At 70.6% G+C, this 16996-nt stretch carries 18 protein-coding genes; 8 read left to right on the forward strand and 10 right to left on the reverse strand.

The features are described 5' to 3' along the window. Positions 1–64: 64 nt before the first annotated feature. Positions 65–877, reverse strand: coding sequence for a transferase (locus OG985_RS07865; protein ID WP_371667519.1), 813 nt, complete (start codon positions 875–877; stop codon positions 65–67). Continuing rightward, positions 874–2139, reverse strand: coding sequence for a glycosyltransferase family 4 protein (locus OG985_RS07870; protein WP_371667520.1), 1266 nt, complete (start codon positions 2137–2139; stop codon positions 874–876). Before OG985_RS07870 ends, OG985_RS07865 begins: the two co-directional genes overlap by 4 nt. 166 nt (positions 2140–2305) lie before the next feature. Here OG985_RS07870 and OG985_RS07875 point away from each other — a divergent pair, with 166 nt between their 5' ends. Then, positions 2306–3097 carry a trypsin-like serine protease gene (locus tag OG985_RS07875; RefSeq protein WP_371667522.1) on the forward strand — a complete coding sequence of 264 codons (792 nt, stop codon included), beginning with the start codon at positions 2306–2308 and terminating at the stop codon, positions 3095–3097. 61 nt (positions 3098–3158) lie between these two features. Here OG985_RS07875 and OG985_RS07880 read toward each other — a convergent pair whose 3' ends face one another. The 3 genes from OG985_RS07880 to sigK all read right to left on the reverse strand — a co-directional run bounded on the left by OG985_RS07880 (position 3159) and on the right by sigK (position 5013). Beyond that, the gene (locus OG985_RS07880; protein ID WP_371667523.1) at positions 3159–3578 is read right to left on the reverse strand and encodes an ATP-binding protein; all 420 of its coding nucleotides are present in this window, start codon (positions 3576–3578) and stop codon (positions 3159–3161) included. Positions 3579–3685: 107 nt separating this feature from the next. Next, positions 3686–4420, reverse strand: a complete 735-nt coding sequence (locus tag OG985_RS07885; protein WP_371667525.1) for an anti-sigma factor domain-containing protein — start codon at positions 4418–4420, stop codon at positions 3686–3688. Beyond that, positions 4417–5013, reverse strand: coding sequence for an ECF RNA polymerase sigma factor SigK (gene sigK / locus OG985_RS07890; protein WP_371667527.1), 597 nt, complete (start codon positions 5011–5013; stop codon positions 4417–4419). Before sigK ends, OG985_RS07885 begins: the two co-directional genes overlap by 4 nt. 368 nt (positions 5014–5381) lie before the next feature. On the opposite strand from sigK, the gene OG985_RS07895 reads away from it, so the two are divergent. Beyond that, positions 5382–5753, forward strand: a complete 372-nt coding sequence (locus tag OG985_RS07895) for a hypothetical protein (protein WP_371667529.1) — start codon at positions 5382–5384, stop codon at positions 5751–5753. 234 nt (positions 5754–5987) lie between these two features. Here the strand turns inward: OG985_RS07895 and glpK are convergent, their stop codons facing one another. Both glpK and OG985_RS07905 read right to left on the reverse strand, forming a co-directional pair. Then, complete coding sequence (gene glpK / locus OG985_RS07900) at positions 5988–7505, reverse strand: glycerol kinase GlpK (RefSeq protein WP_371667530.1); 1518 nt, start codon at positions 7503–7505, stop codon at positions 5988–5990. 30 nt (positions 7506–7535) lie between these two features. Continuing rightward, positions 7536–8381, reverse strand: coding sequence for an MIP/aquaporin family protein (locus tag OG985_RS07905; RefSeq protein WP_371667531.1), 846 nt, complete (start codon positions 8379–8381; stop codon positions 7536–7538). 483 nt (positions 8382–8864) lie between these two features. On the opposite strand from OG985_RS07905, the gene OG985_RS07910 reads away from it, so the two are divergent. Together OG985_RS07910 and katG are read left to right on the forward strand one after the other, a co-directional pair. Next, a complete protein-coding gene (locus tag OG985_RS07910) occupies positions 8865–9308 on the forward strand; it encodes a Fur family transcriptional regulator (protein ID WP_371667532.1) in 444 nt (147 codons plus the stop codon). A 24-nt stretch (positions 9309–9332) separates the two neighbouring features. Then, on the forward strand, positions 9333–11555 hold the full coding sequence (katG, locus tag OG985_RS07915; RefSeq protein ID WP_371667533.1) for a catalase/peroxidase HPI: 2223 nt from the start codon (positions 9333–9335) through the stop codon (positions 11553–11555). Between the two features lie 101 nt (positions 11556–11656). Here katG and OG985_RS07920 read toward each other — a convergent pair whose 3' ends face one another. Beyond that, positions 11657–11887 carry a hypothetical protein gene (locus OG985_RS07920; RefSeq protein ID WP_371667534.1) on the reverse strand — a complete coding sequence of 77 codons (231 nt, stop codon included), beginning with the start codon at positions 11885–11887 and terminating at the stop codon, positions 11657–11659. A gap of 219 nt (positions 11888–12106) precedes the next feature. On the opposite strand from OG985_RS07920, the gene OG985_RS07925 reads away from it, so the two are divergent. From OG985_RS07925 to OG985_RS07940, 4 genes are all read left to right on the forward strand, one after another. Next, on the forward strand, positions 12107–12508 hold the full coding sequence (locus OG985_RS07925; RefSeq protein WP_371667535.1) for a hypothetical protein: 402 nt from the start codon (positions 12107–12109) through the stop codon (positions 12506–12508). Beyond that, positions 12505–13278, forward strand: a complete 774-nt coding sequence (locus OG985_RS07930) for a hypothetical protein (protein ID WP_371667536.1) — start codon at positions 12505–12507, stop codon at positions 13276–13278. Before OG985_RS07925 ends, OG985_RS07930 begins: the two co-directional genes overlap by 4 nt. Before the next feature lie 35 nt (positions 13279–13313). After that, complete coding sequence (locus tag OG985_RS07935; RefSeq protein WP_371667537.1) at positions 13314–13832, forward strand: roadblock/LC7 domain-containing protein; 519 nt, start codon at positions 13314–13316, stop codon at positions 13830–13832. 126 nt (positions 13833–13958) lie between these two features. Continuing rightward, entirely contained in the window at positions 13959–14333 is a 375-nt protein-coding gene (locus OG985_RS07940; protein WP_371667538.1) for a hypothetical protein, read from the forward strand. Positions 14334–14397: 64 nt separating this feature from the next. Here OG985_RS07940 and proP read toward each other — a convergent pair whose 3' ends face one another. After that, the gene (gene proP / locus OG985_RS07945) at positions 14398–15906 is read right to left on the reverse strand and encodes a glycine betaine/L-proline transporter ProP (RefSeq protein WP_371667539.1); all 1509 of its coding nucleotides are present in this window, start codon (positions 15904–15906) and stop codon (positions 14398–14400) included. Positions 15907–16131: 225 nt separating this feature from the next. Beyond that, on the reverse strand, positions 16132–16860 hold the full coding sequence (locus OG985_RS07950; RefSeq protein WP_371667540.1) for an FAD binding domain-containing protein: 729 nt from the start codon (positions 16858–16860) through the stop codon (positions 16132–16134). Positions 16861–16996: the final 136 nt, after the last annotated feature.

Here is a 16996-nt window from a genome sequence, read left to right on the forward strand (position 1 = left end):
GGCCGGTGCCGGCGACCAGCTGGTTCACGCCGCACCCCGTCGGCGCGCCGGCCCGCCCGCGGACTCAACCGGCCTTCGTCACCTCCACGGAGAGGTCGTTGTCGGTCGTGTAGTAGGGGCGCAGGGCTGCGCCGCCGGCGGTGACGGTCGGGTAGACGAACACATCCTTGCGGTCCGCCAGGTCGTCGAGGAGGCGGGCGACCCGGACGAGAGGTGCGTCCGCCGCGGGCTGGACGAAGACGTCCCAGACGTCCTTGCCCGTGCTCGCCTCCGCGGCCAACTCCTGGTGGTCGACGGTGAAGGAGAAGCTCCGGCCGCCGTTGCGGGCCACTGGCTCCAGGGCGCGTTCGATGCCTCCGCCGCCACGCCGGCGCACGACCGCCGTCTCCCGGAGCGAGGCACCGTGCAGACGTGCCCCGACCGTCATCGAGCGGTCCGTGACGTCGACGCGGTCGACCTCGGCGTGTGCGGACCGCAGCCAGGCCCGTACGGCGAGATGGCCGCCCCTGGTGACGTAGGGAATCCGGACGGCCAGCGGCGAGAGCCGGTCACGGAGCTGTCCGTCGACGAGGGCCCGCAGGTCGCGCAGGCCCGGGCGCAGGCGATGTCGCGCCGATCCCGGCTCGCTGAGCAGGTACACGTCCCAGCGGCCCTCCTCCAGTACGGTCCGCGGGTCCAGGACGGCGCGTAGGCCCCCCTTGTCGGCGGGTCGCAGGTCGAGGTGGTGGAGGAACGTCTCGGGCTGTCCCTTCTTCGGACGCAGCCGAAGCAGCAACTGCCCGCCCGGAGCCGGGGAGAGCGGCAGGTCGAAGGAGATCCGGCCGTCCGCGTCGGCCGTACAGCCGACGCGTGGCTGCGCGTCCTGTTCGCTGGTCATCGCTGTTCCTTCCGCACCACGCGCAGCGCATTGCCGGTCACGGTGAACGCCGCGTCGCGCGCGGCGAAGCCCCGGCTGACCAGGGAGTGTCGCATCCGGGCGCGTTCCCGCGTCGCCGGTCGTCCCGCACTCCTCGCCGCTGTCGCCTCAGCGAAGAGGCGTTCGGCCTTCTCGACGACGGGGACGGGCGCGAACCGCCGCGCGTTCTCCACGGCGGCACGGCCCATACGGCGGCGCCTGTCGTCGTCGCGGACGAGTTCCAGCAGTGCCGCCGCCAGCGCGTCGCGGTCCCCGACCGGTACGAGCCGGCCGTCGGCCCCGTCCGCGATGATCTCACCGGGTCCGTAGGGGCAGTCGGTGCTCACCACGGGCAGGCCGCAGCGCATCGCCTCGACGATCGTCATGCCGAACGGCTCGAAGTTGGAGGCCGCCGCACCGATCGAGCCCTTGACCCACTCCGCCTCCATGGGGGCCGCCGGGCCCATCAGGAACACGTTGTTCCACAGTCCCAGGTCCTCGATGAGCTGCCTCAGCCGGTCACGTTCCTCGCCCTTGCCGTAGATGCGCAGCTGCCAGTCGGGGCGTTCGGCGGCGACCGCGGCGAAGGCCTCTATGAGCAGGTCGTACCGTTTCACCGGGACCAGACGACCGGCCGCGACGACCACCTTGGCCGTGCCGTCCGCGAGAGGGAGCAGGGGGTCCGGCACGCTGTTCGGGAGCGCCTCGACCAGTACTCCGGGCAGCGCCATCTTGCGCCGGTAGGAGGCCGCGTCCGCCTCGGTCACCGTGGTGAGCGCGTCGAGCCCGCGGTAGGCGCCGCGCAGCGCGTTGCGCAGCCGTGGCGGATGGTTGTCGAGGGTGAGGTGTTCCTGCCCGACGCGTACGACGTGTCGCGGGGCCTGGAGCGCGAGGTGCACGTTGAGCCCGGGCCGGGTGCCGATCACCACGTCGGCGTCGATGGTGGCGAGGCACTCACCGATGCGCTGGTCGGTCAGCTCGCTGTACTGCTCGTAGCGGTACTCGGCCCGGGGGAACACCCTCGCCGGTCTCAGGTGTAACGGATGTTCCTTCTCCTGTCTGAGGTCCACCAGCGGCCGCAGCGTCACCTTCGGGTCGAGCCTGAAGTTGGGGCGCTCCCGGTGCCGGAGCACGGAGACGATCTCCACCTCGTGCCGCTCGGCCAGGGCCTGGGCCAGGTTGAACGTCGTGGTGATCGTGCCTCCGATTCCATAGGCGTTGTGGAGCAGAAAAGAGATCTTCATGGCGGACTAGACCACGACAGTTCCCCTTACGGTTGCGGCCCGTTACCACTTCGTTAGTCCTGACCCGCCGTGAAACCGGCTCGCGCCCGCGCCGCGTCCTCCCCACCGACCACAAGGGTGCGTGTGCCGTCGGGGCCACGCACGAAGCTGTTCAGGGGGAAACCACATGCCGTTCCGTTCCACCGGGCGCAGGCGCGCCGGGCTGCGCACCGCGGCCGCCGTCACCGCCGTTCTGTCCGCGGGAGCGCTGCTGGCCACCGCCGGCCCCGCCGCCGCGGTGAAGGGCGGCGGCCCGGCCACCACCGCCGCCCGCCCGTACGCCATGCTGATCGAACTCGACGGCAGCCAGTTCTGCGGCGGCACGCTCGTCGCGCCCACCAAGGTGCTCACCGCCGCCCACTGCGTGGACAACGCCGGGGACGTCTCCGCGCTGCGCGTGATCGGCGGCCGTACGCGGGTGGCCGGCACCGGCGGCACCGTACGGCGGGTGGCGTCGTACCGGCTGGACTCGCGGTACACCTCACCCGGCTACGCCTACGACGCCGCGGTCCTCACCCTGGACCGTCCGATGCCGTACCGCACGATCCCGGTCGCCGGCCCGCGCGATGCCGCGCTGGTCGCCGACGGTCGGAAGGCGACCGCGCTCGGCTGGGGGCGTACCGGACCCGGCGTCTCGGGCACCCGGTTGAAGCAGGCCAGACTGGTGCTCTCGCCCGTCGCCGACTGTCAGCCGTACACCGAGGCGGACACCGATCCCGCGGCGATGCTGTGCGGGATGCCGCGGCCGGGCACCACCGACAGCATCTGCCCGGGCGACTCGGGCGGGCCACTGGTCAGCGGGGGCAAGGTGGTGGGCATCGTGTCGGCCGGGAACAAGTACTGCGACGAGCAGTTCCCGGTCTCGGTCTTCGTCCGCGCCGACTCGGTCGCCGCCGACCTGGGCATCCGCACCCACTGACGCCGCGCACCCCGTCCACCCGGCATACCACCGGGGCCGCGTGGCCCCCGGTGGCACGCCGTCAACTCCGCGTGCCGCAGTCGAGTTCGGCCCAGACCGTGTGGCCGCTACGACGGGGCCGGTCGCCCCAGTCGCGGGAGAGGGCGTCGACCAGACGAAGGCCCCGGCCTCCCGTGCCCAGGCGCGCGGAAGGGTTTCTCCACCGCGCCTGGACGAGGTCGATGTCGAAGGCCTGTCCCGCGTCGGTGACCCCGATCCACAGCCGTCTCCGGTCGCCGGGCGCGCCATGGAGGTCGAGCGTGAGACCGACGGGCGGCGTGCCGTAGCGGATGGCGTTGCCCAGCAGCTCGCTGGCGATGAGCGTGGCGTCGTCGGCGAGTTCGCTGGTTCCCCACCGTGCCAGCTGCTCGCGGATGCCCTTGCGTACGGCGCTCGGGCAGCATGCCGGCCCGACGTGAAGGAACGTGTATGCGCCTTCCATGGGCCATCACCCCTTTTCGCTCTCACAGGTGATTCGTGGCAGCGGGGTCCGCGGATGGTCCGGGTCGCACCCCGTCTCACACCGGAGCCGGGGGGCTGGAAGGCCCGTCAGGCCGGAATGGTGATGATGCCGAGTGGTGCGCTGGTGGGCTGCTTCGATCCGTTCGCCGGTTCGACGGTGATGCCGACGGCACTGGCGTCGCCGAGATCGCCGTCCAGTACCTGCGCGTACTGTCCCCCGGAGCCGGGCAGGAGCCCGGCCGGGCGGATGTCGCCGGCCTTCGCGGCGTACCAGAGTTCGTAGACCTTGGCTCCGCCGAGGCGTGGGAGCCCGGTGGCGATGGCGGCGGCCCGGCCCTGCGTACGGGAGGCCACCACGCTCACCCGGCCGCCGTCGGCCAGTGTGCGGGTGCTGACCGTCGCGTCCGGTGCGGCGAGGATGTCGGTGAGGGCGGAGCTGCCCGCCTCCTCGCGGGCGAGTTCGGCGCGGGCGTCATCGGCGCGCGTGTACTGCCACACGGCGACACCGCCCAGCCCGACAGTGACGGCGAGGCAGGCGGCCAGAGCCACCCGAAGGGCTCGCCACCGGCGGGGGGTGTGGCTCGGAGTGTGTTCCTGCCGGGTACGGCCGATCTGGTCGAGGACGCGCTCCCGCAGCCCGGAGGACGGGACGGCGTCCTCGGCCGCGGCGAGTTGCAGCGTGACGGCCGACAGTTCCGCCACCTCGTGACGGCAGGCGGCACAACCGGCCAGATGGTTGTCGAAGGCGGCTTCCTCGTCCGGCGGAAGGGCGTGCAGCACATACGCTCCGACGGGCTGGTGCGGGTCTCCGGTGGCGGTCATGGCCCGGCCTCCAGACACTCGCGCAGCTGCCGCAGTCCGGAGCGCATCCTGGACTTCACGGTGCCGGCCGGGGTGGCCAGGCAGTCGGCCACCTCCAGGTAGGTCATGCCCTGGTAGTAGGCCAGGACCAGTGGTACGCGCCGGTGGCGCTCCAGGGCGGCCAGGCAGCGCCGGACGCGCCGCCACTCGTCGCGCCGCTCGACCGCTTCGGACACCTGGTCGAAGGGCGGGTCCTCCTGCAGCAGCGCGCTGCGCCGCTCGCGTGACGCGCCCGCCTGGGCATGCCGTACCCGGTCGACGGCTCGTCGGTGCGCGAGGGTGAACACCCAGGCACGCGCGGCGCCCAGCTCGGGGCGGTAACGGCCGGCGGTGCGCCAGACTTCGACCATCACGTCCTGCGTCACCTCCTCCGCCTGCGACTCGTCCCGCAGCACTCGGCAGACCAGGCCCTTGACCGGCCGCACGAGAGCGTCGTAGACGTCCGCGAACGCCGCTTGGTCGCCCGTGGCCACCCGGGTGAGCAGGCCGTCCAGGCGTGCGTCCCCGGAAGGCCTACGCGCCGGGCCGTGTCCGCCCTGTCCGGTGTTGGACATCCGTCCCACAATCCGTCTCGTACGTTCGCTCCGGTCCCACTGGATCGACTGTGCGGCCTGTCAGCCGCCTCCGCAGCGCGGCGGGTCCGTCCGACCGGCCGGCTTCCCGGGGCCGGCGCGGCGGGCGGTTCCCGCCGCTGTCAGGTATTCGTAGCCGCGCGGCGCCGCGTATGGCCGCCCGTCAACAAGAAATCCCTTATCTACCGAATTATGATGAAAGATCTTCATACGTCACTCTCGTCGCTCCGAATGCCTTGTGTCCACCACGGCGAGAGCCACGCAGGAGTCGGCAACCCTGTCCGGCTCGAAGATGCTCGTACGGCTCCCGCTGTACCCGAACTGCCGACTTTCTGAGGGAGGTGAGTCCGATGACCACATCCATCCAGGTCCGGCGCCTGCTGGCCGGTGCCGCCGCTTCAGGTCTGCTTGCCGGCGGCGCCGCACTCGGCATGTCCGGCACGGCCGTCGCGGCTCCGACGCCGACGTCCGCCACATCCGTGGTGACCAGCGACCACCACGACAAGTGCGAGTGGAAGAAGGGCCACTGGGAGAAGAAGTGGGTGAAGGGCCACTGGGAGAAGAAGTGGTTCCACCACGACACCTGGCACAAGGGTCACCACGACCAGAACGGCAACTGGCACCCGGGTCACTGGAGCCACCACCACTTCAAGTGGGTCTACGTGCCCGCCCACTGGGAGAAGGTGTGGGTGAAGGCCCACTGGGACTGCCACCACCGCTGACGCCTCCCGGCCGCGGAACGGCAAGGTGAGTGAGGGTCCGGGGTGTTCGTCGCCCCGGACCCTCACTCATGCCGACTTGCTCAACTCACGCCCACGTGCCGACTTCCGCATCGTGAGCAGGGCGACGGGGTGTGTCGGACGACGACCTCAGCCGCCCGTCCGACACACCCCGTCCGGTTCCCGTGCCTCCCGCGGTCCTGGTGCCTCCCGCGGGCCTGGTCGCTTCCCGCGGACCTATTCGACCTTGGCCCAGTCGAGCGTGCGCTCCACCGCCTTCTTCCAGCCCGCGTAACCCTCCGCGCGCTGGTCGTCGGACCACTGGGGCTCCCAGCGCTTGGACTCCTGCCAGTGGGTGCGCAGTTCGTCGGTGTCACGCCAGAACCCGGTGGCCAGTCCCGCCGCGTACGCGGCGCCGAGCGCGGTGGTCTCGGCGACGACGGGGCGGCTGACCGGTACGCCGAGAACGTCGGCCTGGATCTGCATGCACAGGTCGTTCGCCGTGACACCGCCGTCGACCTTGAGCACGTCGAGGTGGACACCGGAGTCCTGCTCCATGGCCTCGACGACATCACGGCTCTGGTAGCAGATGGACTCCAGAGTCGCCCGGGCGAGATGCCCGTTGTCGTTGTAGCGGGCCAGGCCGACGATCGCGCCGCGGGCGTCGGAGCGCCAGTACGGAGCAAACAGGCCGGAGAACGCGGGGACGAAGTAGATGCCCCCGTTGTCCTCGACCGTACGGGCCAGCGTCTCGCTCTCGGCCGCGCTCGAGATGATCTTCATCTGGTCGCGCAGCCACTGCACCGCGGATCCGGTGACCGCGATGGAACCCTCCAGGGCGTAGATCGCGGGGCTGTCCCCGAACTGGTAGGCCACGGTGGTGAGCAGGCCGTGCTGTGAACGGACCAGCTCCGTACCGGTGTTGAGCACCAGGAAGTTGCCGGTGCCGTAGGTGTTCTTGGCCTCGCCCGGCGCGTAGCAGACCTGTCCGACCGTGGCCGCCTGCTGGTCGCCGAGCACCCCACAGATGGGGATCGGCGCGCGCAGCGGCCGGGACGTGCGCGTCACACCGAACGCCTCCCGGTGGGACGAGGCGTTGATGGTCGGCAGCATCGCCCGGGGGATGTCGAAGAAGCCGAGCAACTCGTCGTCCCAGTCGAGGGTTTCGAGGTCCATCAACATGGTGCGGCTGGCATTGGTCACGTCGGTGGCATGGATGCCACCGTCGGGGCCGCCCGTCAGGTTCCACAGGACCCACGCGTCCGTGTTGCCGAAGAGGGCGTGCCCTTCCTCGGCCGCCGCACGGACACCGTCGACGTTCTCCAGGATCCACTGGATCTTGCCGCCGGAGAAGTACGTCGCCGGCGGCAACCCGGCCTTGCGCCGGATGACCTCGCCCTGACCCGAGCGCTCCAGGGCCGCGGCGATGGAGTCGGTGCGGGTGTCCTGCCAGACGATGGCGTTGTAGTAGGGGCGTCCGTTGCGTGGATCCCACACGACGGTGGTCTCCCGCTGGTTGGTGATGCCGATCGCCGCCAGATCCTCCGGGGAGAGGTTTCCGTGCCGCAGGGCGTTCTGCATCACGGAGTTGGTGCGCTCCCAGATCTCCACCGGGTCGTGCTCGACCCAGCCGGAACGCGGAAGGATCTGGGCGTGCTCCAACTGGTGCTTCGCCACCTCGTTGCCCGAGTGGTCGAAGATCATGAAACGGGTGCTGGTGGTCCCCTGGTCCACCGCGCCCACGAAGTCAGCCATGGGTTGCCGCCTCTGCTCTGGGTGTCAGTGTCATTCCTCGGGTGCCGGGACGCGCCCGGGAGGCTCCGGCTCCGCCGTGGGCAGGAACCGGCCGATGAAGGTCTTGTACAGGCCGGCGCCGAGCAGGCCGCCGACGAGGGGACCGATGATCGGCACCCAGAAGTAGAAGTTGCCGTACTGATCTCGCCATGCTGTTCCGTAACCCGTGAAGTAGCTTGCCAGTCGCGGTCCGAAGTCACGCGCCGGATTGATGGCGTAGCCGGCGTTGGTGCCCCAGGCCATGCCGATCGCCACGACGATCAGACCGACGATGAACGGAGCCAGGTTGGCGCCGGGGGGTGTGTTGAGCAGGTCCGTGACGGCGAGGATCAGCAGCAGCAGGATCGCGGTGCCGATGACCTGGTCGCGGAACGCTCCCCACTCGTGGACCGGCAGATTCGGGTTGCCGTTGGCGGGGAGGGTGGAGAAAACTCCCTGCGTCTTGATGGTGTGTCCGGGGTCGGCCTTCGCCAGCGCCTCGGTGTAGTTCCAGCGCACGATGAGGGCCGCCGCGAAGGCGCCGGCCGTCTGGGCCAGCGCGTAGGGCGCCACCTTGCTCCAGGGGAACCCCTTGAACGTGGCGAGCGCGACCGTGACCGCGGGGTTGAGGTGCGCGCCGCTCAGCCGTGCCGCGACGTAGACACCGAGGGTGACGCCGAGTCCCCACGCCCAGGCGATGCTGTCGTGGTTCCCGAGGCCTCCCGGCGGCGTCGTGAGCGCTCCACCGGCGACGACCTGGGCGACCACGCCGCAGCCGAAGAGGATGAGGATCATCGTGCCCGCGAACTCGGCCGACACCTCGCCTATCAACCCTGTCCTTTTGAATCGCTCAGCCATGGAAGCCTGCTTCCCGCCGGCACAGGACCGGCTGTCGACTGCCAGAGCCCTCCCCGTATCAGCATAAGGCGATCAAGAACGAACCGCACAGAAGGGCGAAATACCATCCCTGACGGGACAAAGACGGCTGTCTCACCGCGTACAGGTCGACGTCCAGGCTGCCGGCGTAGGCGCGCGCCACGATCCGACGGAGCGCACATACGACGAACCCCATCCCGTGAATCAGGGGGATGGGGTTCGTGTGCGGAGCGCCGGGCAGGCCTTGCACCTGCATTTCCCCGCGGGAAGCGGGGCGTCTTTCCTTGGACCACCAACGCGAGACCGGGCGCCGGATTTCCGGTGACCGCTCAAGATCCAGCATAGCGCACGTGTACGACCGCTCGGCACCGCCGGCCGACCGGGCGGCCGTTCTCCGGCGCGACACCAAACTTGAACGCTTCGTTCTCTTGAATCATTCGTCTTAATGCCGATAGGTTCGACGCCATGACCGCATCCCGGACCCCGACCACCGCCGAGGAGCTGCGCGGTGCCGGCCTGCGGGTGACGGCCGCCCGCGTCGCGCTGCTCGAGACCGTCCGGAGCGGTGACCACCTCGATGTCGAGGCGATCGCCTCCGGGGTACGTGACCGCGTGGGCCACATATCCCTGCAAGCCGTCTACGACGCGCTGCACGCCCTCACCACGGCGGGCCTCGTCCGCCGGCTCGAGCCGCCCGGCAGCGCCGCCCGGTTCGAAGGACGCGTCGGGGACAACCACCACCATCTCGTGTGCCGCTCGTGCGGCGTCGTCGCCGACGTCGACTGCGCGGTCGGCCATGCGCCCTGCCTCGCCGCGTCCGACGACCGCGGTTTCGCGATCGACGAGGCCGAGGTCATCTACTGGGGCCTGTGCCCCGACTGTTCCACCGCCCCCGGTTCAGCACCCTGATCCACCCCGTTCGGAAGGATTCCCATGACCGAGAACCACGACGCGATCGTCACGGACGCGAAGACGGAGGAGGCCGGTGGCTGCCCGGTCGCGCACGGGCGCGCCGCGCACCCCACCCAGGGCGGCGGAAACCGTCAGTGGTGGCCGGAGCGGCTCAACCTGAAGATCCTCGCCAAGAACCCCGCCGTGGCGAACCCGCTCGGTGAGGAGTTCGACTACGCGGCGGCCTTCCAGGCCCTCGACCTCGCGGCCGTGAAACAGGACATCGCCGAGGTTCTCACCACCTCGCAGGACTGGTGGCCCGCCGACTTCGGCAACTACGGCCCGCTGATGATCCGTATGGCCTGGCACAGCGCGGGCACCTACCGCATCAGCGACGGCCGCGGCGGCGCCGGAGCCGGTCAGCAGCGCTTCGCCCCCCTCAACAGCTGGCCGGACAACGGCAACCTGGACAAGGCCCGCCGTCTGCTGTGGCCGGTCAAGAAGAAGTACGGCCAGAGCATCTCCTGGGCCGACCTCATGATCCTCACCGGCAACGTCGCCCTGGAGCAGATGGGCTTCGAGACCTTCGGCTTCGGCGGCGGCCGCGCCGACGTCTGGGAGGCCGAGGAGGACGTCTACTGGGGTCCCGAGACCACCTGGCTCGACGACCAGCGCTACACCGGCGACCGCGAGCTGGAGAACCCGCTCGGCGCGGTCCAGATGGGCCTCATCTACGTCAACCCGGAGGGCCCCAACGGCAACCCGGACCCGCTCGCGGCGGCCCGCGACATCCGTGAGACGTTCCGCCGGATGGCGATGAACGACGAGGAGACCGTCGCCCTGATCGCGGGCGGCCACACCTTCGGCAAGACCCACGGCGCCGGCCCGGCGGACAACGTCGGCGCCGACCCCGAGGCCGCCCCGATCGAGGCGCAGGGCCTCGGCTGGGCGAGCACCTACAACACCGGCAAGGGCGGCGACGCGATCACCAGTGGCCTGGAGGTCACCTGGACCAGCTCGCCGACCCAGTGGAGCAACGGCTTCTTCCAGAACCTGTTCGGCTACGAGTGGGAGCTGACCACCAGCCCCGCCGGCGCCCACCAGTGGGTGGCCAAGGACGGGGCGGGCGCGGGCACCATCCCCGACGCCCACGACCCGTCGAAGAGCCACGCCCCGACGATGCTCACGACCGACCTCTCGCTCCGCTTCGACCCGGTCTACGAGCAGATCTCGCGGCGCTTCTACGAGAACCCCGACCAGTTCGCGGACGCCTTCGCCCGCGCCTGGTTCAAGCTGACCCACCGTGACATGGGCCCGAAGTCGCTGTACCTGGGCCCGGAGGTCCCCCAGGAGACCCTGGTGTGGCAGGACCCGCTGCCGGAGGCCGAGGGCGAGGTCATCGGCGCCGAGGACATCGCGGCCCTGAAGGCCAAGCTCCTCGACTCGGGCCTGACCGTCTCGCAGCTGGTCTCCACCGCCTGGGCGTCCGCCTCGACCTTCCGCGGCAGCGACAAGCGCGGCGGCGCCAACGGTGCCCGCATCCGTCTCGAGCCGCAGCGCGGCTGGGAGGTCAACGAGCCCGACCAGCTGGCGCAGGTGCTGCGCACCCTGGAGGGAATCCAGGACGAGTTCAACTCCGGCGGCAAGAAGGTCTCGCTGGCCGACCTGATCGTGCTGGGCGGTGCCGCGGCGGTCGAGCGGGCCGCCAAGGAGGCCGGCTTCGAGGTCCAGGTCCCCTTCACCGCGGGCCGGGTGGACGCGTCGCAGGAGCAGACCGACGTGGAGTCGTTCGTCGCGCTCGAGCCGACCTCCGACGGGTTCCGCAACTACCTCGGCAAGGGCAACCGGCTGCCGGCCGAGTACCTGCTGCTCGACCGGGCGAACCTGCTGACCCTGAGCGCCCCCGAGCTGACCGTCCTCGTCGGCGGCCTGCGTGTCCTGGGCGCGAACTACCAGCAGTCGCAGCTCGGCGCCCTCACCACGACCCCGGGCTCGCTGACGAACGACTTCTTCGTCAACCTGCTCGACCTGGGGACGACGTGGAAGGCGACGTCCGAGGACCAGAACACGTTCGAGGGCCGCGACGCCGACTCCGGCGAGGTCAAGTGGGCCGGCAGCCGTGCCGACCTGGTCTTCGGCTCCAACTCCGAGCTGCGCGCGCTCGCCGAGGTCTACGCGAGCGACGACGCCAAGGAGAAGTTCGTGAAGGACTTCGTCAAGGCGTGGGACAAGGTCATGAACCTGGACCGGTTCGACCTCGTCTGAGGTCCGGACGCCGGGTGAGGTCCCGACCCCGTCCGACATGACGCCGAGGCCGGCCGGTGACGGCCGGCCTCGGCTTTTTCCTGGTGGTCCCAGGGCGCTCGTCAGGGCGTGAAGTGCAGCTCCTCCTCGGGGCGAAGGCCGAGAACGACCGAGTTCCCCTCGTGCACCACGCCGTCGAGGGTGACGTTGACGAGGTCGTGCCGGACTTCGACGAAGGCGATGCGCGCGTGGAAGGCGACCCCCTCCGCGTTCTCGTACGAAAAGCGCTCGCCCACGTGGGTGTCGTTCAGATCCCCCGCGGCGATGACCCGGGCGTCGGGCGCAACCTTCACGTGTCTTCCCTTCCATGGTCCGCCTCGGCCGGTGGTCGAGGCGTCTGTCGTATACCCACGCGTCGAGTGTCGACTCCGCCGGATACCGCGGGGTATGGGGTCGGGCATGGTCGAAATCGCGCATGTTCCAGTGGAAAATGCCAAAGCTCTCACCTCGCGCCACCACTTTCCGTAGTGTCGACGTCACAGTCGAGGTAGCCGCGCGGGGAGGGATTCGGCGTGCCCGGAATCGACGAGAGTCTGCTCGACGCCATGCGCGTGACCGGCGCACGGGGCGCTTCGGTGGTCGACTGGATCAGCGGGCTCTCCCTGGGAGCGGTGGGCGAGGCGTCGAGCGGGGACCACGAGGTGACGGCCACCGAGACCGCGGAGTTCGCCCGCTCCGCGCTGGAAGGCGGCGCCTTCACCCGCAACGGCGGTGATCCGGCGACGCCCGGCGGTCCGCCTCCAGTGGAGGACCTGGTCGTGACGACCCCGGACTCGTACCACGTGATCAGGTTCATCGCCACGCCGTTCGACAGCAGCGTCTTCCTGCACCTGTGGCTCGACCGTGCCGCCGGGAACCTCGCGCTGGCCCGCATCCGCCTGGCCGAGACGGCCGACCGTCTGGTTCTCGGATGACGTCCACACATCTCGCGGCCACGGTTCTCGACTCGCTCGCCCTCCTCGCCGCCGACCGCGCCACCGGAGCCCTGTCCAGCGAACGGGGCACGTTCTTCCTCAGCGCGGGAGGCGTCACCCACGTCGACTCCCCGCTCTCCCCCGACCTCGGAGTCCTCCTCACCGGGAGCGGTGTCGTGGACGCGCTCGGCTGGCACGAGGCACTCGAGGAGGCGGGGGCCGACCGGCGGGTGGGCCGTCAACTGGTGGACAGCGGACGGCTGGCCGCTGGAGCGCTGGAACTGTGCCATCTGGGGGCACTGTTCGACGCCGCGTACTTCGCGCTGGGGGCCGTCGGTCGTCCGCCGCGGTTCCGCCCCGGTGCGGCGCACTGGCTGGGTGCCGTGCGGTCCGTGGCGGTCGACACCGTCGTCCGGGAGTCCCGGCGGCGGCGTGACCGGCTCCAGCTCATCTGGCCGGAACCCGACCTCGACAGCGCCCCGCTCGTCCGGGTGCCGGACGCCGCCACCGGGGCGCTGCCCGTGCGCAGGCGCCGGATACTGGCGCAGGTCGACGGAGTGCGTACGGCGGCGGAGATAGCGGCGACCCTGGCCTGCCGCACCTACCCGACCCTCGTCGAACTGCGCCGGCTGGCGGCCGACGGACTCGTGACCGCCACGTCCCGGGCGACCGGGCCGGCCCCCGCCGGTCTGCCGCCGCAGGCCGCGCCTCAGCAAGAGCCCGACACCGCATTGCTCCGGCGCTTACGCGACGCCCTGGAGGCCCTGTGATCCGCGCGCGCCGGCGTGCCGAAAGGAGACTGGTCATGGCCGTCGAAGCCGAAGTCCTCAACGAGTTACGCGGGCTGCGTACCCGGATGCCGCAGCTGACGGGGTCCCTGGCGGCCAGCGCCGACGGTCTCGTCCTCGCGCAGGACATGTCCGGCGTGGAGCCCGAGGGTCTCGCCGCCCTCACGGCCGCCGCCCTCGGCATCGCCCACCGCCTGGCGGACACGGCCCGGCGCGGGGAGTTCTGCGAGCTGCTGATGCGGGGAAAGCAGGGCTACGTCGCCACCTACGCGGCCGGCCCCTCCGCCGTACTGACACTGCTGGCCGACGGCCGGGCCAACGTCGGCCGGCTGCATCTGGAGGGCCGGCGCAGCGGGGCCCGGATCGCGGAGCTCGTGGCGGCCCACCTCGACGCCCAGGCCCAGGGCCGCGACCGCCGCCCGGCATCGGCCCTGGACGACATCGCCCCGCCGGCGCAGGGCCGCACCCTCGGCACGTTGCCCGTGCGCCTGCCCAGACAGTCGCGGCCGCGACTGCGGCCGGACACCGGCGAGTAGACACACCACGGCACCAGGCCCGGGCGCCTCCGCGCCGCGGGCCGTCCGACGGGCGTCGACGACACGCCCCCACCGGCCGCACCACCGCACCGCCCGACCTCCGCCACCGCAGGAAAGGACAAGCTCATGCCCAACCTCGAGACCTCGCTCAAGGAATGCCTGAGTTCGATCGACGGCGCGACCGCGGCAGCCCTCGTGGACCACACGAGCGGCATGGCCCTCGGCACGCTCGGCGGCAGCAAGGAGTTCGACCTCGAGGTCGCCGCGGCCGGCAACACGGACGTCGTCCGCGCCAAGCTGCGCACCATCGAACACCTGGGTCTGAAGGAGGAGATCGAGGACATCCTGATCACCCTGGACACGCAGTACCACCTGATCCGCCTGATCAAGGGGCGTACGGGCCAGGGCTTGTTCTTCTACCTCGTACTGGACTCCGGCAGGGCCAACCTGGCCATGGCCCGCCACCAACTGCGCAGGATCGAGAACGAGTTGGAGATCTGAGAGACAAAGGCCGGTTCGCGGCGCGGACTTGGTGGTCCACGCCGCGAACCGCCGGGCCCCGCTGTCAGAACCTCGGTGCCGGTGCCCTGCTCGCCACGAGTTCCGCGGCCTCCCGGGCCGTCTCCACCGAGGGCGGCGAACCCTCCAGCGGCTGCCGTGCCGTCTCCTTCATACAGGCCACCGCGACGACACCCACCAGGGCCGCGGCCATCGCGTAGTACGCGGGCATCATGTCGGTCCCGGTCACGGAGATCAGCGCCGTGATCACCAGGGGTGTCGTCCCGCCGAACAGGGAGGCGGCGAGGTTGTAGCCGATGGACAGGGAACCGTAGCGCACGTGCGTCGGGAAGAGCGCGGGCAGCGCGGCGGACATGGTGCCGAGCATGCACACCAGAGACAGACCCAGCATCAGCATGCCTGCCGAGACAGCCACCAGGCTCCCCTGCCCGACCAGCAGAAACGCCGGTATGGACAGGAGGAGGAAGCCGAGCATCCCCGTCATGAGCAGGGGCTTGCGTCCCCACCGGTCCGAGAGCCTGCCGACCTGACTGATCACGAGCATCAGCACCACCATGGTGGCGATCAGGATCAGCAGGCCGTGCGCCTCGGAGTACCCCATCTCGTCGGACAGGTACGTGGGCATGTACGAAAGGATCATGTAGTCCGTGATGTTGTAGGCACCGACCAGACAGACGCACAGGATCAGCGTCGGCCAGTGGTCCCGGAAGATCCTGGCCACGTCGCCCTTGGCCGTGGTCTCGACGGTGGACGCGGCGTCGGAGGCCTTGCCGGCGGAGTTGCCGGCCAGCTTCTGGAACGCCGGTGTCTCGTCCAGCCGCAGCCGCAGGTACAGGCCGACCAGCCCGATCGGCCCGGCCACCAGGAACGGCACGCGCCAGCCCCATGACTGCATTCCGCCGTCGCCCAGCAGCGTGGTGAGGGCCGTCACCAGACCGGCCGCGCCCACATACCCGGCCAGCGTGCCCAGTTCGAGGAAGCTGCCGAAGTAGCCGCGCCGCCGGTCGGGCGCGTACTCGGCGATGAAGGTGGACGCACCGCCGTACTCACCGCCCGTGGAGAACCCCTGGACGAGGCGGAAGAGGATCAACAGCACCGGGGCCCAGAAGCCGATCGTGGTGTACGACGGGATCAGCCCGATGGCGAAGGTGCCGACAGCCATCATGATCATGGTTGTCGCGAGGACCTTCTTGCGGCCGATCTTGTCCCCCAACGGCCCGAAGACCATGCCGCCGAGCGGCCGTACCAGGAAGGACACCGCGAATGTCGCGAAGGACGACAGGAGCTGGACGGTGTCGTTCCCGGACGGGAAGAACACGTGCCCGATGGTGACGGCGAGGTAGCTGTAGATGCCGAAGTCGAACCATTCCATGGCGTTGCCGAGCGAGGCCGCCTGCACGGCGCGCTTGACGGCGGCCTCGTCGGTGACCGTGATGTCGGTCCGCCGAAGGGGCGGGTTCCTGCGGCGTCGTACCGCCCTGAAGAGGGTGCGGTGACGTCTGACGGCTCCGGGAGGGGCGGCGGCCTCGACGGGATCGGGCTCAGTGGCCACCATGAGACGTACCTTTCTGCCTTCGTGCGCGGGACTCAGGAGGCCGTCTGCTCGCTCATGGCATCTGCAAACAGCGGATGCTCCGAGAGGGATGTTCGTCACCCCTCAACACCCCTCGGCGCGCGCACGCGAAGACAGCGGACACCGCGACGACTGCGGCTACCGCGCATACCCGGACACCGCGGCTGACCCCGCGTCAGCGGTCGGTGGTCCGGACCGGCGCCCGCCTCAGCGGTCGGTGGCCCTGGCCAGCAGGTCGGTCACCTGCTCGTGGACCACGTCCCAGGCGGTGGCGGGCAGCGCACCGAGTGTCGTGCCACGCAGGGCCCGGAGCACCTGGTCGACGTCGGCGCCCACAGCACAGGTCGTGTCGTCGCTGAGCACCTCGTAGCCGTCGCGGACGGCGACACGAAGACGGTGCCGGCCGCCCTCCTCGGCATGCACCGCGCAGGCGACGACGAGGGGCGGCGGTCCGCCCGCTTCGCCCGCCAGCTTGCGGTACCCGCTGACGACCGGTTCGCGCCAGCGCAGGCCGAGCAGCAGAGGACGTTTGGCCACGACCTCCGCAAGGTCCGTCTCGTAGGTCCCGTCCACCGCCAGCACCACTGCCCGGGCGTCCAGCACGTACGCCGCGGGCAGCAGACAACGCAGCGTGCTGCCGACGAGGTTGCCGCCGACCGTGGCAGCGCGGCGCACGGCGCCGGTGCCTATGGTGGCGGCCGCCCGTCGCAGTACCTCCGGCAGCCGTTCGTCGATCTGGTTCAGCAGTACGGCCGCGCCCAGCGCCTCCCGGTCGACGACCCTGGCCTCCGGCACCTCACGCAGCGACATTGCCTGCTCGGGGAAGCCGTCCCGCTGCCAGGTGGCCCACACGAGCGTCGCCCCGCCCACCGGGACCGCTCCCTCGGTCAGGCACTCCTGCGCTTCGGACACGGATGTGGGCAGACGCAACAACACGGCGGCCGACCTGCTTTCCCGGAGACGTGGCGTGGAGCGGAACGGGCACCGCGCTTCGGCCACTTGAACGCTGACATGGCGCATTGTCCCCAGCCACGCGGGGGCGCGTACAGGGCTCACGCCCGCCCTCCATGCG

It is taken from the genome of Streptomyces sp. NBC_00289 (genome assembly GCF_041435115.1).
Taxonomy (GTDB): domain Bacteria; phylum Actinomycetota; class Actinomycetes; order Streptomycetales; family Streptomycetaceae; genus Streptomyces.

What these genes read in the sequence shown, in the direction of transcription:
- OG985_RS07870 (WP_371667520.1), bottom strand. Translation starts at nt 2,139, where the DNA reads ATGAAGATCTCTTTTCTGCTCCACAACGCCTATGGAATCGGAGGCACG.
- OG985_RS07905 (WP_371667531.1), bottom strand. Translation starts at nt 8,381, where the DNA reads ATGGCTGAGCGATTCAAAAGGACAGGGTTGATAGGCGAGGTGTCGGCC.
- OG985_RS07865 (WP_371667519.1), bottom strand. Translation starts at nt 877, where the DNA reads ATGACCAGCGAACAGGACGCGCAGCCACGCGTCGGCTGTACGGCCGAC.
- katG (WP_371667533.1), top strand. Translation starts at nt 9,333, where the DNA reads ATGACCGAGAACCACGACGCGATCGTCACGGACGCGAAGACGGAGGAG.
- OG985_RS07910 (WP_371667532.1), top strand. Translation starts at nt 8,865, where the DNA reads ATGACCGCATCCCGGACCCCGACCACCGCCGAGGAGCTGCGCGGTGCC.
- OG985_RS07875 (WP_371667522.1), top strand. Translation starts at nt 2,306, where the DNA reads ATGCCGTTCCGTTCCACCGGGCGCAGGCGCGCCGGGCTGCGCACCGCG.
- OG985_RS07940 (WP_371667538.1), top strand. Translation starts at nt 13,959, where the DNA reads ATGCCCAACCTCGAGACCTCGCTCAAGGAATGCCTGAGTTCGATCGAC.
- glpK (WP_371667530.1), bottom strand. Translation starts at nt 7,505, where the DNA reads ATGGCTGACTTCGTGGGCGCGGTGGACCAGGGGACCACCAGCACCCGT.
- OG985_RS07885 (WP_371667525.1), bottom strand. Translation starts at nt 4,420, where the DNA reads ATGACCGCCACCGGAGACCCGCACCAGCCCGTCGGAGCGTATGTGCTG.
- OG985_RS07880 (WP_371667523.1), bottom strand. Translation starts at nt 3,578, where the DNA reads ATGGAAGGCGCATACACGTTCCTTCACGTCGGGCCGGCATGCTGCCCG.
- OG985_RS07895 (WP_371667529.1), top strand. Translation starts at nt 5,382, where the DNA reads ATGACCACATCCATCCAGGTCCGGCGCCTGCTGGCCGGTGCCGCCGCT.
- sigK (WP_371667527.1), bottom strand. Translation starts at nt 5,013, where the DNA reads ATGTCCAACACCGGACAGGGCGGACACGGCCCGGCGCGTAGGCCTTCC.
- OG985_RS07930 (WP_371667536.1), top strand. Translation starts at nt 12,505, where the DNA reads ATGACGTCCACACATCTCGCGGCCACGGTTCTCGACTCGCTCGCCCTC.
- proP (WP_371667539.1), bottom strand. Translation starts at nt 15,906, where the DNA reads ATGGTGGCCACTGAGCCCGATCCCGTCGAGGCCGCCGCCCCTCCCGGA.
- OG985_RS07935 (WP_371667537.1), top strand. Translation starts at nt 13,314, where the DNA reads ATGGCCGTCGAAGCCGAAGTCCTCAACGAGTTACGCGGGCTGCGTACC.